The sequence below is a fragment of the Actinomycetospora lutea genome, assembly GCF_028737205.1.
GTDB lineage: Bacteria > Actinomycetota > Actinomycetes > Mycobacteriales > Pseudonocardiaceae > Actinomycetospora > Actinomycetospora lutea.
In genome coordinates this window covers 231,412-246,631 of record NZ_JAQZAL010000002.1, presented here as the reverse complement: position 1 = coordinate 246,631, position 15,220 = coordinate 231,412, and the positions used below count along the sequence as shown (strand labels likewise).

Genomic DNA, 15,220 nt, shown 5'->3' with positions numbered 1-15,220 from the left:
CCCCGTGAGAACGCCATGGAGTCCAGAGCGTCCGCCTTCGACAATTGTCCCCAACGGCGAACGAGGTTGAGGGGATGATCGAGATGGTCACGTTCTTCGGCGTGCTCCTGGTCCTGGGCTTCCTGGCGGTCGCGCGCTACGGGGTCGACAGCCGCAGCGGCGAGGACCCCACGGGTCGCGACCCGGCCTGGCCGGTCACGCAGCGCCCGCACACGGTGCGCGGTGACGCGGTGCTGCTCGGCGAGCTGGCCCGCCGGGTGGCCGCCCACCGGCAGCTCTGGTCGGCCTACGAGCGCAGCCTGCGGCCGTGGGAGCAGGAGGCCGGGCCGCGCGAGCTCACACGACGGTCGTGAGCGTGGAGGTGTCGACGCCCAGCGTGTCCCAGGCCTCGGCGAGCCGGGCGACGGCGTCGTCCAGGGCGTCGGGGGAGAGGGTGTAGGGCAGGCGAAGGTACTGCTCGAAGGCCCCGCCGGTCGCGAAGCGGGGCCCGGCGGCGAGGTGTACACCGAAGCGTCCCGCCGCCTCGACCAGGGCGCTCGAGCGCGGGACGCCGAGGTCGACCCAGAGGCTGAAGCCGCCCGAGGGGTTCGGCACCCGCCACTCGGGCAGGGCCCGGGCCAGCGCCCCGCGCAGGTGGTCACGACGGTGGGCGAGGACCTGCCGGCCGGACTCGACCAGCTCGTCGAGGCGCTCGACGAGCCCGACCGCCACCAGCTGCTCGAGGACCGGCGTGGAGATGTCGTCGGAGGCCCGGGCGGCCGCGATCCGGCGCAGCAGCGTCCGCGGCGCGCGCAGCCACCCGATGCGCAGCCCGCCCCACACGGTCTTCGACAGCCCGCCCGTGGTGATCACCGGCGTGCCGCCGGCGCCGGCCCACGCGCCCAGGGGCGGCGGCACCGGGGTGTCGAGCCACATCTCGCGCAGGCAGTCGTCGACGACCAGCGTGACGCCGTGCCGGCCCGCGGCGGCGACGACCGCGGCCCGCGTCTCCGGGCTCATCACCGCGCCCGTGGGGTTCTGGTGGTCGACGACGAGGTAGCCGAGCGTGGGCGTGGCCGCGCGCATCGCGGCGGACAGCGCGTCGAGGTCCCAGCCGGGCCGGCCGCTGGCCGCGTCCTCGACCATCGCGACCGGCACGGCGCGCGCCGAGGCGTGGCGGCACAGGTCGATCGCGCCGGGGTAGGTCGGCTGCTCGATGAGCACGCGGTCGCCGGGGCGCACCAGCGTGCGGGCGACCAGCGAGTGGGCGTGCTGCGCGCCGGCGGTGATCATGACCTCGTCCGCCGAGGTCCGCAGGCCCTGCGCGGTGAGGCGCGCGGCCACGGCCTCGCGCAGGGCGGGCAGCCCGAGCACGTCGTACCCGGTGGAGGCGAGGTGCATCGGCAGCTCGGCGAGCGCGCGGGCCGCGGCGGCGCTCATCGCCTCCATCGGCGCCCAGGGGGCGGCGTGCGCGAGGTCGATCACCGCGCGGTCACCGGCCTGCCCGGGCGGCGAGCCCATGGGGGCGAACGGGGCGAAGCCGGTGGAGCCGACGTGCAGCGAGCCGTCGAGGGGCGCCGCGCCAGCCGCGCCCGGCGCGCCCGGCGCCGCTGCCGGGGTCGCGGGCGACGCGGTCCAGGTGCCCGACCCGCGGCGCCGCACGAGGTACCCGTCCTCGCGCAGGTCCTCGTAGGCGGCCGCGACCGTCCCGCGCCCGACGCCGAGGGCCACCGCGAGCTCGCGCTCGCTCGGCACCCGCGTCCCCACCGCGAGCCGCCCGTCGGACAGCAGCGTGGCGATCCGGCCGGCGAGCGCGCCCTGCGCGCTCACCCCCGGACCGGCGCCCTCGCGCCACCCGCCGAGCAGGCGGGCCAGGCTCCCGGCGCCGAGGTGGTCGTCCATGCCGCAGAGTCTGCCACTTCTGCCACAAGGGGTGCCACTTCCTCGTCAGTGGCAGTGGCAGGAGCTGCCACTGGCGGCCACCCTGGAGGGCGTCCAGCCACTTCTCCCCGAGGAGCTCCCGATGGTCCTCACCGTCACCGTGCTCGGCGTCGTCGTCGTCGCCGGGCTCCTGCTCGTCGCGCGCTACGGCGCCGACTCCCGCGTCACCGGCGACCCGACCGGCCGCGACCCGATGTGGCCGTCCCGCCCGGTGCGCGATCACACCCCGGCGTCCGACCTCCGGCTCGTGCGCGCCTGGCTCGCCCGCGTCGACGCCCACCGCCGCTGCTGGGACCTCTTCGAGCGCACCCTGCGCCCGTGGGAGGCGCCGTCGGTGGAGCGGACGCGTCGTTCGGTCGCCTAGACGCGGCGGGGCCCGCTGAGCACGCCGAGAGGGCGTTCGCTGCGGCCCGGGCGGCGGCGCGGCGGCGCGATGGTGCCCGCGACCTAGAGGCGCGCGGCCGCCGCCTCGTCGAGCAGCCACAGCGTCCGTTCGGTCCCGCGCAGGCCCGCCAGCGGGACGTCGACCTCGGACGCGCCCCCGTGCGCCCGGGCGAGCGCCTCGGCCTTGCCCTCGCCGGCGGCCACGAGCCACACCTCGCGGGCGTGGCGGGCGGCCGGCAGCGTGAGGGTCACGCGGGTGGGCGGGGGCTTGGGGCAGTCGCGCACCGCGACGACCCCGGCCCCGCCCGCGTGGACCGCGGGGGAGTCGGGGAAGACCGACAGCACGTGCCCCTCGGGCCCGCAGCCCGCGAGCAGCACGTCGAAGGCGGGGATCGCGGCGGCGGCACCGCCGAGCCGGGTGGCCGCCGCGGACAGGGTCTTCGCGTAGACGTCGGCGGCGAGGTCCGGATCGCCGCCGCCGGCGTCCTCGGGCGCGTCGGCGGCCGGCATCGGGTGCACGCGCGCCGGGTCGAGCGGCAGCGCGTCGAGCAGCGCCTCGCGGGCCTGGGCGTCGTTGCGCTCGGCATCGCCGGCCGGGACGAAGCGCTCGTCGCCCCAGAACACCTCGACGCCGCCCCAGTCGACCTCGTCGCGACGCGCGGAGGCGGCGACCTCGCGCAGCATCCCGATCCCGATGCCGCCGCCGGTCAGGACCACCGACGCCGACCCGCGCGCGGCCTGGGCCGCCGCCAGCGCGCCGAGCAGGCGGTCGGCGGCCTCGCGGGCCGTCGTGTCCTCGTCGGCGTGCACGACGACGGTCGGTGCCCCACCCACCGAGCTCATGCGGTCACCTTCCTCGACGACGACCGCGAGCGACCGGTCGGCATCGCCTCGAGCGCCTCGGCGAAGATGTCGTCGGGGTCGAGCCGGCGCAGCTCCTCGGCCAGGCACTCGCGGGTCGTGCGCCGCGAGAGGGCCACGCGGCGGTCGGGCTGGCCGGCCTGCGAGAGCACCGCGCTCTTCGCGTCGAGGCGACGCAGCTCCACGGGGCCGCTCGCGCGGTCCAGGCGCACCGCGGCGATCTGGCCGCCCTGCCCGCCCGGCACGTCCTCGTTCTTCCGCGACACCGGGCAGTGCAGGCGGGAGGACAGCCAGCCCGCCAGCAGGTCGGTCGACGCGGAGTCCGGCGCGCCGGACACGGTCGCCGCGGTGATCCGCTCGTGCGGGGGCTGGTCGAGCGCGGCGGTGAGCAGCGCGCGCCAGCTCGTGATGCGGCTCCACGCGAGGTCGGTGTCGCCGGGGTGGTAGCGCTGGCGCAGCTTGCCCAGCGCCTTCGACGGCGACTTCGCCGAGGCGGCGTCGGTGATCCGGCGGCCGGCGACGCTGCCCACCGGGTCCTCCGCCGGCACCGAGGGCGCCTCGCCCGGCCACCACGCCACGATCGGCGCGTCGGGCAGGAGCAGCGGCACGACGATGGCCCCGCCCTGGTCGGCGAGCGGCCCGTACATGCGCAGCACGATGACCTCGCTCGCCCCGGCGTCGCCGCCGATGCGGATCTGCGCGTCCAGGCGCGACGCCGCCCTGCGCACGCCGCGGGCCAGCACGAGCACGCGGCACGGGTGCTCGCGGCTCGCGTCGTTGGCGGCCTGGATGGCGGCCTCGGCCTCCGGGCCGTCCTCGGTGATGATCAGCAGCGTCAGGACGCGCCCGAGCGCCACCGCGCCCGCGCTCTCGCGCAGGTCGACCATCGTGCGGTTGACCGCCGACGTGTCCGTCGACGGCAGGTCCACGATCACCGTTGTCTCCTCCGTCGCGGTGGGTCTAGGGACGGCGCCACTGGCGGCCGGTGCGCCCGAGGAGCGCGTCGGCCGAGGGCGGGCCCCAGGTGCCGGCCGAGTAGGTGTCGGGGGAGCCCTCGCGGTGCCACTTCTCGATCACGGGGTCGAGGATCCGCCAGGACAGCTCGACCTCGGTGTTGGTCGGGAACAGCGACGGCTCGCCGAGCAGGACATCGAGCAGCAGACGCTCGTAGGCCTCCGGGGAGGCCTCGGTGAACGCCGTGCCGTAGCCGAAGTCCATGGTCACGTCGCGGACCTCCATGCCCGAGCCCGGCACCTTCGAGCCGAACCGCAGGGTGACGCCCTCGTCCGGCTGCACGCGCACGACCAGCGCGTTCTGGCCGAGCTCCTCGGTCATGGTCTGGTCGAAGGGCAGGTGCGGGGCCCGCTTGAACACCACGGCGATCTCGGTGACACGCCGACCCAGGCGCTTGCCGGTGCGCAGGTAGAACGGGACGCCGGCCCAACGCCGGGTGTTCACCGAGCAGGTGATCGCCGCGTAGGTCTCGGTGACCGAGTCGGGCGGGAAGCCCTCCTCCTGCTGCAGGCCCTTGACCTCCGAGCTGCCCTGCCACCCCGCCGCGTACTGCCCGCGGGCGGTGGTCTCGCCGATCGGCTCGGTGAGCGTCGTGGCCGACAGCACCTTGATCTTCTCCTCGCGCAGGTCGTGCGGCGAGAACGAGACCGGCTCCTCCATCGCGGTCAGCGCGAGCAGCTGCAGCAGGTGGTTCTGGATGACGTCGCGGGCCGCGCCGATCCCGTCGTAGTAGCCGGCGCGCCCACCCACCCCGATGTCCTCGGCCATCGTGATCTGCACGTGGTCGACGTGGTGGGCGTTCCAGATCGGCTCGAACAGCTCGTTGGCGAAGCGCAGCGCGAGCAGGTTCTGGACGGTCTCCTTGCCGAGGTAGTGGTCGATCCGGAAGACCGAGTCCTCGGGGAAGACGTCGTTGACGATCCCGTTGAGCTCCTGCGCCGAGCGCAGGTCGTGCCCGAACGGCTTCTCGATGACGACGCGGCGCCACACGTCGCCGTCGTCGTCGGCGAGCCCCGAGCGGGAGAGCTGCTTGCACACGGTCGGGAACGCCGACGGCGGGATCGACAGGTAGAACGCGTGGTTGCCGTTGGTGCCGCGCTCGGAGTCGAGCTCGGCCACGCAGGCCGCGAGGTTGTCGAACGCCTCGTCGTCGTCGAACGTGCCCTGCACGAACCGCAGGCCCTCGGCCAGGCGGTCCCACACCTCCTGGCGGAACGGCGTGCGCGAGTGCTCGCGCACCGCGTCGTGCACGACCTCGGCGAAGTCCTGGTCGGCCCAGTCGCGGCGTGCGAACCCGACGAGCGCGAACCCCGGCGGGAGCAGCCCGCGGTTGGCGAGATCGTAGATCGCCGGCATCAGCTTCTTGCGCGCCAGGTCGCCGGTCACGCCGAACAGCACCAGGCCCGAGGGCCCGGCGATGCGCGGGAGCCGCTTGTCGCGGGCGTCCCGCAGCGGGTTGACCCAGTCCCCGGGTGTGTCACTGTGCCCCGTGGCTGGGGTCACCGGCTCACCTCCCCGTCGGATGGTCGAGCTCCCCTATCGGCGTGCTCCCCTGAACGCTGCGTCTCCCGCACCGCGTTCGCCAGCGCCACCAGCCCGGCCGCCCGGTCGGCGAGGTGCAGCCGCAGCACGGGCCGCCCAGGAATCTCGCCCTCTGGCCGTCCGTTCTTGGCCGCCGCGAGCACCCCGGCGTCGCCGCGGGCCTGCGCGTGCTCGAGCGTGCCGAACGAGAACGGCTGCCCGGGGATCGCGAGGTCGTCGGCGACCGAGCCCGTGATCTGCAGGAACACCCCGTTCTGGTGCCCGCCCTTGTGGTACTGGCCGGTCGAGTGCAGGAACCGCGGACCCCAGCCGAACGTCGTCTGCAGCCCCGTGGCCTTCGCGAGCTCGGGGCGCAGCGTCGCGAAGGACGCGTCGTCGAGCCGGTCGAGGTAGGCCTGGATCGCGATGTAGCCGCGGTCCGGCGCCGCGGTCACCAGCGCCTGGATCGCGTCGATGACCGTGGCCGGCTGCCCCAGCCAGCTCGCGTCACCGGCCGCGCGGATCTCGATGACCCCGTCGGTCACGATCGGCGCGTCGTCGCCCGAGGCCCCACCGTCGCGGCCGCCACCGTCCTCGGCCGAGGCGAGCAGGTCGCGCGTGGCCTGCTTGGCGGACTCCACGTCGGGCTGGTCGAACGGGTTGATCCCGATGAGGCGCCCGGCCAGCGCGACCGCGTGCTCCCAGAGCAGGAACTGCCCGCCCAGCGTGCCGGTGACCGACACCTGCGCGCCGGAGCCCGCCGGGCCGAGCGCGACGGGCGTGGCGTCGCTGCCGTGGTCGGAGAAGCCGGGGGCAATCCCAGGATCTCCATGGGGGCGGCCCTCGACGACCACCGGGAGCAGGCCGGTGCCCTGCTTGCCCGTGGACTCGGCGATGAGCTGCTCGGCCCAGTTGCCGAACCCGACGAGCCCGGAGCCGGTGTCGGCGAGGACGAGCTTCTCCGCGCCCGCGTTGTGCGCCGCGGCCATGGCGGCCGCGAGCACGACCGCCGGGTTGTCGGCGCTGTCGCGGGCGAGCTCTGGGGCCACCGCGGCGGCCTCGTCGAGCAGGGCCCCGACGTCGACACCGGTGAGCGCCGAGGGCACCAGCCCGAACGCGGTGAGCGCCGAGTAGCGCCCGCCGACCCCGGGGTCGGCCTCGATCAGCTTGCGGTAGCCCTGGTCGCGGGCGAGGTCGCCCAGCTTCGTGCCCGGGTCGGTGACGACGACCATCCGCGATGCGGCGTCGATGCCGTTCGCCTCGAAGACCTCGGCGAACACCCGGCGCTGGCTGTCGGTCTCGACCGTGCCGCCGGACTTCGACGACACCACGAGCACCGTGCGCGTGAGATCGCCGGCGAGCGCGTCGGAGACCTGCATCGGGTCGGTGGTGTCGAGCACGACCAGCGGGAACTCGCCGCCGACCGGACCGCCCGAGCGGGTCGCGCAGATGACCTCGGGCGCGAGCGACGAGCCGCCCATGCCCGCGAGCACGACCCGGTCGACGCCGTCGTCGTGCAGCTCGCGGCGCAGGGCCGCGAGTTCGTCCACCAGCGGGCGCGAGGTGTCGTGCAGGCTCACCCAGCTCAGCCGCTTGCTCGCCTCGGGCTCGGCGTCGGGTCCCCACAGGGTGGGGTCCCCGGCGGAGAGCTTGGACGCCGCGGCGTCCCCGACGAGCTTCTCGACCAGCGCGTTCGCGGAGTCCGCGAGCGCCTGATCGACGATGCGGACGTCCGCTCCGTCGCTCACTTCGCCTGCTCCGGGCTGCGGCGGCTCAGCTGGTCGGACACGGTCTCGGTGAGCTCGGCCCACGAGTCGTCGAACTTCTTGACGCCCTCGTCCTCGAGGACCTGGTAGACGTCGTCGACGTCGATGCCGACGTGCGCGAGGCTCGCGAACACCTCGCGGGCGGCCTCCTCGGTGCCGCTCACGGCGTCGCCGTGCAGCTCGCCGTGGTCGGCGAAGGCCCTGAGGGTGGCCTCGGGCATGGTGTTCACCGTGTTCGGCGCGACGAGCTCGGTCACGTAGAGCGTGTCCGGGTAGGCCTTGTTCTTCACGCCGGTCGAGGCCCACAGCGGGCGCTGGGGCTTGGCGCCCGCGCCCTTCAGGGACGCCCAGCGCTCGGTGCCGAACACCTCGAGGAACGCGGCGTAGGCGAGGCGCGCGTTGGCGATCGCCGCGGTGCCGCGCAGGTTCAGCGCGGCCTCGGTGCCGATGGCGTCGAGGCGCTTGTCGACCTCGGAGTCGACGCGCGAGACGAAGAACGACGCGACCGAGGCCATGCCGGTCAGGTCGTGGCCGTTGGCGCGGGCCTGCTCCATGCCGGTGAGGTAGGCGTCCATCACCTCGCGGTAGCGGTCCACCGAGAAGATCAGCGTGACGTTGACGCTGATGCCCTGGGCGAGCGTGCGGGTGATCGCCGGGATGCCCTCGCGGGTGGCCGGGATCTTGATCATCAGGTTGGGCCGGTCCACCGTCTTCCAGAGGTCGGCGGCCTCGGCGACCGTGGCCTCGGTGTCGTGGGCCTTGCCCGGGTCGACCTCGAGCGACACGCGCCCGTCGACGCCCCCGGTGCGCTGCCACACGCCGCGGAACACGTCGCAGGCACGACGCACGTCCTCGGTGGTGAGCTCGCGGATCGCGTCCTCCACCGAGGCGCCGCGGGCGGCGAACCCGTCGAGGTCCTCGGCGTAGTGGTCGGCGTCCGCGAAGGCGCTCGCGAAGATCGTCGGGTTGCTGGTGACGCCGACGACCTCGTCGTCCTCGATCAGCGAGGAGAGGTTGCCGGACTCGATGCGCTGGCGGGACAGGTCGTCCAGCCAGATGGAGACGCCGGCCGCGGAGAGGTCGGCGAGGGGGGTGTTGGTGGCCATGAGGGTCCTCCTCGGACTCAGGCGGAGTGCTCGGCGGCGCGCGCGAGCGTGCGACGCCCGGCCTCGACCACGTGCTGCGTCGTGAAGCCGAACTGCTGGAACAGCGTCTTGTAGTCGGCGCTCGCGCCGAAGTGCTCGATCGAGACGCACTCGCCGTCGTCGCCGACGAACTGGTGCCAGGTCAGGGCGACCGCGGCCTCGACGGACACGCGCGCCTTGACCTCGGGCGGGATGACGTGGCGGGTGTACGAGCGGTCCTGCTGCTGGAACCACTCCACGCAGGGCATGCTCACCACCCTCGTGGGAACGCCCTCGTCCTCGAAGACCTTCCGGGCCTCGACCGCGAGCTGGACCTCGGAGCCGGTGGCGATGAGGATCAGCTGCGGCTGACCGTTGCTCGCGTCGGCGAGCGTGTACCCGCCGCGGGCGACGCCGTCGGCGTCGGTGCCCTCGAGGATGGGCAGGTTCTGCCGGGTCAGCGCGAGCCCGGCCGGGCCGGTCGGGTTGTCGAGGATCGCGCGCACGGCCGCCGAGGTCTCGTTGGCGTCGGCGGGACGCACGATCGACAGCCCCGGCACCGCGCGCAGCGAGGCGAGCTGCTCGATCGGCTGGTGGGTCGGTCCGTCCTCGCCGAGGCCGATCGAGTCGTGGGTCCAGATGTAGGTGGTCGGCAGCTTCATCAGCGCCGCGAGCCGGACCGCGGGCCGCATGTAGTCCGAGAAGATCAGGAACGTGCCGCCGTAGACCCGCGTGCCGCCGTGCAGCGCGATCCCGTTGAGGATCGAGCCCATCGCGTGCTCGCGGACCCCGAAGTGCAGGGTGCGGCCGTAGGGGCTCATCTGGCCCCACAGGTTCGTGGAGACCGTCGACGGCCCGAACGAGTCGGCGCCCTTGATCGTCGTGTTGTTGCTCTCCGCGAGGTCGGCCGACCCGCCCCACAGCTCGGGCAGCTCCGGCCCGATCTCGCCGAGGATCTTCTGCAGCGCCTTGCGGGTGGCGACGGCGTCGTCGCCGACCTCCCAGCTCGGGAGCTTGGCGTGCCACCCGTCGGGCAGCTGCCGGCGGGCCATGCGCTCGAGCAGCGCACGGCGCTCGGGGTTGGCCTGCGCCCAGTCGGCGAACTGCTTGTCCCACTGCTCGTGCTCGGCCTTGCCCCGCTCCGCGACCGAGCGGGCGTGGGCGAGCACCTCGGGGTCGATGGCGAAGTGCTGGTCGGGGTCGAAGCCGAGCGCCTCCTTGACCGCCCGGACCTCCGGCTCGCCCAGGGCGGCACCGTGCGCCGCGCCGGTGTTCATCTTCTCCGGCGCGGGGTAACCGATGATCGTCCGCAGCGCGATGAAGCTCGGCCGCCCGGTCTCGGCCTTCGCGTTCGCCAGCGCCTCGCGGATGCCGACGAGGTTCTCGCCACCGCGCACCACCTGGGTGTGCCACCCGTAGGCGTCGTAGCGCTCGACCACGTCCTCGTCGAGGGCGACCGAGGTGTCGTCCTCGATCGAGATGTGGTTGTCGTCGTAGATCACCACGAGGTTGCCGAGCTGCTGGCGCCCGGCGATCGACGACGCCTCGGCCGTCACGCCCTCCTCGATGTCGCCGTCGGAGGCGATGACGAACACGAAGTGGTCGAAGGGGCTCTCGCCCTGCGGGGCGTCGGGGTCGAACAGCCCGCGCTCGCGGCGGGCCGCCATCGCCATGCCGACCGCGGACGCGAGGCCCTGCCCCAGCGGGCCGGTGGTGATCTCCACGCCGGGGGTGTGGCTGTACTCGGGGTGACCCGGCGTCGCCGAGTCCCAGGTCCGCAGCTCCTCGAGGTCGCGCATCTCGAGGCCGTAGCCGGCGAGGAAGAGCTGCAGGTAGAGCGTGAGGCTCGAGTGCCCGCAGGACAGCACGAAGCGGTCGCGCCCCTGCCAGCCCGGATCGGAGGGATCGTGGCGCATCGTGTGCTGGAAGAGCTCGTAGGCGAGGGGCGCGAGCGACATCGCGGTGCCCGGGTGGCCGTTGCCGACCTTCTGCACGGCGTCGGCGGCGAGCACGCGGATGGTGTCCACGGCCTTCTGGTCCAGCTCGGACCAGTCGTCGGGCCGGTGTGGGGTCAACAGCGCCTGGATCTCGTCGGGGTCCTCGCTCGCGGGCTGCGTGTTGCTCACATCGGTGGCGGTCACGAGCTGCCTTCCTGCGCGTCTACGGGCGCCATGAGCCGTCGATTCACAGCGCGTTGGTCCAGTGGGCAGCGATGCTCCCACGGGATCGATTCAAGCCCTGACGGACCTGCGTCGATCCTCCACGACCGGACCGCTCCGGAGATACCCTCGCCGCCCGCCACGGACACCGGCCACCTATCATCGGCGCGTCGTCCGGCGTGACATGGCGGACACTGCACCGGCCGGGGGACGCCCCCCGCGAGCGGGCGGGGCCGCGGGGGTGCAGACTCTTCCGACGACAGCGTGTAGGAGACGCGGGTCGTGCCCGAAGAACGTTCGTCCACCACAGCGAGGTGCCACCGAGTGAGCACGGCGGTCGGCGGGGTCCCCGCGACGCGGCGGGGCGGCCTGCTCACCACCGTGCGGGCCTATCTGGCGCTGACCAAGGCCCGGATCATCGAGCAGCTGCTCGTGGTCACGGTGCCGGCGATGATGCTCGCCGAACGGTCGGTGCCGTCCCTGTGGCTCGTGCTCTCCGTCCTGGTCGGCGGTGCCGGCGCGGCGGCCAGCGCCCACGCGCTGAACTGCGTCGTCGACGCCGACATCGACGCGAAGATGGCGCGCACCCGCAAGCGCCCGCTGGCCCGCGAGGCGGTGCCCCGCTCGCACGCCCTGGTGTTCGGGCTCGTGCTGGGCGCCCTGTCGGCCGTGTGGCTCGGGTTCACCGCGAACTGGGTGGCCGCGGGCCTCTCGGTCGCCGCGATCGCCTTCTACATCCTCGTCTACACGCTGCTGCTCAAGCGCCGGACCGCCCAGAACATCGTCTGGGGCGGCGCCGCGGGCTGCATGCCCGTGGTGATCGGCTGGGCGGCCGTGACGGGCACCGTGGGCTGGCCCGCCTGGGTCCTCTTCGCGATCATCTTCTTCTGGACGCCGCCGCACTTCTGGGCCCTCGCGATGCGCTACCGCGACGACTACGCGGCCGCGGGCATCCCGATGCTCCCGGTCGTCGCCTCGCCCCGGCGCGTGAGCCGCCAGATCGTCGCCTACTCGTGGGCGATGGTGGCCTGGTCGGCGCTGCTGATCCCCGCGACGTCGTGGATCTACCTGGGCACCGCGGCCCTCGGCGGCACCTGGTTCCTCGTCGCGGCGCACCGCCTCGACGGCGCGGTGAAGCGCGACGAGGTCGTGCAGTCGATGCGCCTGTTCCACCTCTCGAACACCTATCTCACCGGCCTGTTCGTGGCGGTGGCCGTCGACTCGGCCGTCGGCTGGCCGGTCTTCGGCTGGCCCTTCTAGGCCCCGACCTCTCTAGACCCAGACCCTCGGCCGGCTCGGTCGGCGCGGGAAGCGCCCCCGGAGGTCCGGCAGGTCGCGCCACCGCAGCCGGTCGACGCGTCCCAGGAAGGTGGCGACGTCCGCCACCACCTGTGCGACGGGCTGCCGGCCCTCCCGCCCCAGCGACACCACCTGCCATCCGTGCTCGAGGAGCTCCTGCGCGCACAGGCGGGCCTGGGCGGGGTGCCGGTCGACGAGCACCCCGGCGGCCGTCCCGGGCCAGCCCAGGTCCAGCGCTCCGACGGTGGCCCCGGTCGCGGCCCGCGTCACCAGCGCGTCGACCGTCGGCGCGGGCAGCCGCGCCAGCAGCACGCCGAGCCGCACCCGCGTGCGCCGCGGGGTGTCGGCGCGCGGGTCCATCAGTGCGGCGGCCGCCCGCACCCGGGCCATGCCCCGCTCGCCGGTGTGCCGGTCGGCGAGCGCGACGACGTCGGCGGCGGCGATCCCGGTGCGGCGGGCGACGGCGTCCGCGACGACCACCGCCTCCACGGTCGGCAGCCGGCGGGCGACCTCGAGCACCGTCCGCGCCGGCGAGGTCAGGCGCAGCAGGCGGCCGTCGGCGCCGTCGCGCCACGAGACGACCTCGTCCTCAGCGAGCTCGGCCCGCCGGACCTCCACCGCACCCCGTGACCGGAACCCGGCGCCGGGGACCAGCACCTCCGTCGCGCCGGTCGGCCTGCCCGCCTCCGCGAGGCTCACGTCGACGTCGGCGACGGCCGTCCCGGCGCCCCAGAGCACGGACGCGGCCAGACCCGTCACGGCGCCCTGGGGGTGCCGCAGCATCCCGGCCCGCGCCAGCGACACCTGGTCCACACCGACGCCCGCGGCCTGGTAGAGGTCGTAGCCCAGGCACACGACCCCGGGGCCTCGCAGCTGCCCCTTGGTGACCTCGCCGCGGGCCACCGCCTCGGACCCGCGGAACGGTCGATCGAGTTCCATGCCGGGTTCGACGCCGGTTGCGCGCCGCCGGTTCCATCGCGTCGGTGCTCGCCGGTTCGATCGTTCGGGAGTGTCATGCGCCGCGCCCCCTCCGGCTCCCGGACTCGGGGGACCGGGGCTCGGGGGACCGGGGGCGGGCGGCCCCCGACCTACGGTGTGCTCGCCGGTTCGATCTCTCGGGGGTGCCACCAGTGCTGTGCACCAACGGCTTCCTCGAGAGATCGACTTGGAGAGGTGCCCGGGGACGCCCTCGGCGCCGCTCAGGGCCGCAGCAGGAGCTTCCCGGTGGTGCGGCGGGACTCGAGGTCGCGGTGGGCCGTCGCCGCATCGTCGAGGGCGTAGCGCCCGCCGATGCGGACCGCCAGGTCGCCGGCGGCCACCGCCGAGAACACCGCCGCGGCGCGGGCGGCGAGCTGCTCGGGGGTGCGCACGTGCCAGTGCAGGGAGGGGCGCGTGAGGTACACGGAGCCGGCGCTGTTGAGGCGCTGCGGGTCGACCGGCGGCACGGGGCCGCTCGCCGCGCCGTAGAGGGCGAGCACGCCGCGGATGCGCAGGCTGGCGAGGGAGGCGTCGAAGGTGGACGCGCCGACGCCGTCGTAGACCACCGCTACCCCCTCGCCGCCGGTGAGGGCGCGGACGCGGTCGGCGAGGTCCTGGGGAGAGGAGCCGTAGCGCAGGGTCTCGTCCGCGCCGGCCTCGCGGGCCAGGGCGTCCTTCTCGGGCGAGGAGGTCGTGGCGATCACCCGGGCGCCCAGCGAGCGGGCCATCTGGCAGAGCAGCAGGCCCATGCCGCCCGCGCCCGCGTGCACGAGGACGTCCTCGCCCGGCGCCACGGGGTGGGTGTCGTGGAGCAGGTAGTGCGCGGTCATGCCCTGCAGGGCCACGGCCGTCGCGGTCTCGAGGTCGACGCCGTCGGGGACGGCCACGAGGTCGGTCACCGGGACCACCGCGAGCGTCGCGTAGGACCCGAGGGTGTTGGTCCACACGACGCGGTCACCCGGCGCGACGGCGGTGACGTCCGGCCCCACGGCGCGCACGGTGCCGCCGCCCTCGACGCCGGGCACGTACGGCAGCTCGTGGGGGTAGAGGCCGGTGCGGAAGTAGGTGTCGATGTAGTTGACGCCCACCGCGGCGAGCTCGACGAGCGCCTCGCCCTCGCCCGGCTCGGGGTCGGGCAGGTCGGCGGGCTCGAGGACCTCGGGCCCGCCGAGGCGGGACACCCGGACGGCGTGCATCAGCCCCTCGCGGCGAGCGCGGGGGCGGGGGTGTCGACGGGGTCGGGCGCCGGGTCGATCTCCGCGGTCGCCGACCAGAGCCAGGCGGCGGCGGCGACGGTGACGACCGCTCCGAGGACGTGCAGGGCCACGAGCAGCTCCGGCACGCCGAGGGCGTACTGGATGCCGCCGAGCGCGCCCTGGGCCAGGGTCAGCACGACCAGCACCCGCAGGCGCACGATCACCGCGCGGGGCACGGCGACCGCGTGCGCCAGGAAACCCACGCCGACGAGCAGGCCGAGGAAGGCGAAGAGCAGGTGCGCGTGGGCGGTCGCGAGCGTCGGGAGCGGGACCGCCTCGAGGCGCGGGGTCGCCGCGTCGCCGCCGTGCGGGCCGGCCGCGGTGACGAGCGTGCCCGCCACGAGCAGGGCCACGAGCACCACCGAGGTCACCGCGAGCAAGCCGCGCAGCGCGTGCGGCACGGCGGGGGTCCAGGGCGTGCCGGGTGGCGCGGCCAGGGCGGCGGGGGAGGACTCGCGCACGAGCAGCACGGCGAGCCAGATCAGCGGGATCGTCACGAGGAAGTGCGGCGCGACGGTGTACCAGGCGAGGCCGGTGAGCACGGTGATGCCGCCGATGACGGCCTGCGCGACGACGCCGAGGGGCATCGTCGCGGCGAGCAGCACGAGGCGCCCGCGGCGGGGCCGGACGTTGAGGGCGGCGAGCAGGCACGCCCCGGTGATCAGCACGAGCGCGATCCCGAGCAGGCGGTTGCCGAACTCGACCCACTGGTGCAGCACCGCGATCTCGGGGTGCGGCACGGGGACGAGGCTGCCCGGGAAGCACTCGGGCCAGGTCGGGCAGCCGAGCCCGGACCCGGTCACGCGGACGACGGCACCCGTGACCGCGATCCCGGCCTGGCCGACGACGGCGGCCATCGCGAGGCCGTTCATCAGCCGGGGCGGTGTGGCGGGGAGACGCTCCAGCACAGGGCTGATCCTACGTCCCGTCGTAGGGGG

Annotated in this window: 13 protein-coding genes; 3 read left to right on the top strand and 10 right to left on the bottom strand. The window is 74.7% G+C overall.

The genetic code is table 11. From position 1 onward, the window contains the following. Positions 1 to 74: 74 nt before the first annotated feature. Complete coding sequence (locus tag PHK61_RS03790) at positions 75 to 353, top strand: hypothetical protein (RefSeq protein ID WP_274279622.1); 279 nt, start codon at positions 75 to 77, stop codon at positions 351 to 353. Here PHK61_RS03790 and yczR read toward each other — a convergent pair. Next, a complete protein-coding gene (gene yczR, locus PHK61_RS03785; protein ID WP_274279621.1) occupies positions 337 to 1,881 on the bottom strand; it encodes a MocR-like transcription factor YczR in 1,545 nt (514 codons plus the stop codon). The two genes, PHK61_RS03790 and yczR, sit on opposite strands and share 17 nt — an antisense overlap. 121 nt (positions 1,882 to 2,002) lie before the next feature. Between yczR and PHK61_RS03780 the strand changes: the two genes are divergently transcribed. After that, positions 2,003 to 2,284 carry a hypothetical protein gene (locus PHK61_RS03780; protein WP_274279620.1) on the top strand — a complete coding sequence of 94 codons (282 nt, stop codon included), beginning with the start codon at positions 2,003 to 2,005 and terminating at the stop codon, positions 2,282 to 2,284. Positions 2,285 to 2,367: 83 nt separating this feature from the next. On the opposite strand, the gene pgl is transcribed toward PHK61_RS03780, so the two are convergent. The 6 genes from pgl to tkt are packed head-to-tail and all read right to left on the bottom strand — an operon-like array spanning position 2,368 to position 10,731. Then, positions 2,368 to 3,147 (bottom strand): 6-phosphogluconolactonase, encoded by a 780-nt coding sequence (gene pgl, locus PHK61_RS03775; protein ID WP_274279619.1) that lies wholly within the window; start codon positions 3,145 to 3,147, stop codon positions 2,368 to 2,370. Further along, complete coding sequence (locus PHK61_RS03770) at positions 3,144 to 4,100, bottom strand: glucose-6-phosphate dehydrogenase assembly protein OpcA (RefSeq protein WP_274279618.1); 957 nt, start codon at positions 4,098 to 4,100, stop codon at positions 3,144 to 3,146. Before PHK61_RS03770 ends, pgl begins: the two co-directional genes overlap by 4 nt. Before the next feature lie 25 nt (positions 4,101 to 4,125). After that, a complete protein-coding gene (zwf, locus tag PHK61_RS03765) occupies positions 4,126 to 5,682 on the bottom strand; it encodes a glucose-6-phosphate dehydrogenase (protein WP_274279617.1) in 1,557 nt (518 codons plus the stop codon). Further along, positions 5,679 to 7,448 (bottom strand): glucose-6-phosphate isomerase, encoded by a 1,770-nt coding sequence (locus PHK61_RS03760; RefSeq protein ID WP_274279616.1) that lies wholly within the window; start codon positions 7,446 to 7,448, stop codon positions 5,679 to 5,681. Before PHK61_RS03760 ends, zwf begins: the two co-directional genes overlap by 4 nt. Continuing rightward, on the bottom strand, positions 7,445 to 8,572 hold the full coding sequence (tal, locus tag PHK61_RS03755) for a transaldolase (protein WP_274279615.1): 1,128 nt from the start codon (positions 8,570 to 8,572) through the stop codon (positions 7,445 to 7,447). The genes PHK61_RS03760 and tal overlap by 4 nt, the downstream gene beginning before the upstream one ends. A 17-nt stretch (positions 8,573 to 8,589) precedes the next feature. After that, on the bottom strand, positions 8,590 to 10,731 hold the full coding sequence (gene tkt, locus PHK61_RS03750) for a transketolase (protein WP_420791343.1): 2,142 nt from the start codon (positions 10,729 to 10,731) through the stop codon (positions 8,590 to 8,592). Between the two features lie 342 nt (positions 10,732 to 11,073). Here tkt and PHK61_RS03745 point away from each other — a divergent pair, with 342 nt between their 5' ends. Continuing rightward, the gene (locus tag PHK61_RS03745) at positions 11,074 to 12,009 is read left to right on the top strand and encodes a heme o synthase (protein WP_274279614.1); all 936 of its coding nucleotides are present in this window, start codon (positions 11,074 to 11,076) and stop codon (positions 12,007 to 12,009) included. Positions 12,010 to 12,021: 12 nt separating this feature from the next. Here the strand turns inward: PHK61_RS03745 and PHK61_RS03740 are convergent, their stop codons facing one another. The 3 genes from PHK61_RS03740 to PHK61_RS03730 all read right to left on the bottom strand — a co-directional run bounded on the left by PHK61_RS03740 (position 12,022) and on the right by PHK61_RS03730 (position 15,190). Continuing rightward, positions 12,022 to 12,987, bottom strand: a complete 966-nt coding sequence (locus tag PHK61_RS03740) for a hypothetical protein (protein WP_274279613.1) — start codon at positions 12,985 to 12,987, stop codon at positions 12,022 to 12,024. Positions 12,988 to 13,247: 260 nt separating this feature from the next. After that, entirely contained in the window at positions 13,248 to 14,225 is a 978-nt protein-coding gene (locus PHK61_RS03735; protein ID WP_274279717.1) for a quinone oxidoreductase family protein, read from the bottom strand. After that, the gene (locus PHK61_RS03730; RefSeq protein ID WP_274279612.1) at positions 14,222 to 15,190 is read right to left on the bottom strand and encodes a COX15/CtaA family protein; all 969 of its coding nucleotides are present in this window, start codon (positions 15,188 to 15,190) and stop codon (positions 14,222 to 14,224) included. Before PHK61_RS03730 ends, PHK61_RS03735 begins: the two co-directional genes overlap by 4 nt. Positions 15,191 to 15,220: the final 30 nt, after the last annotated feature.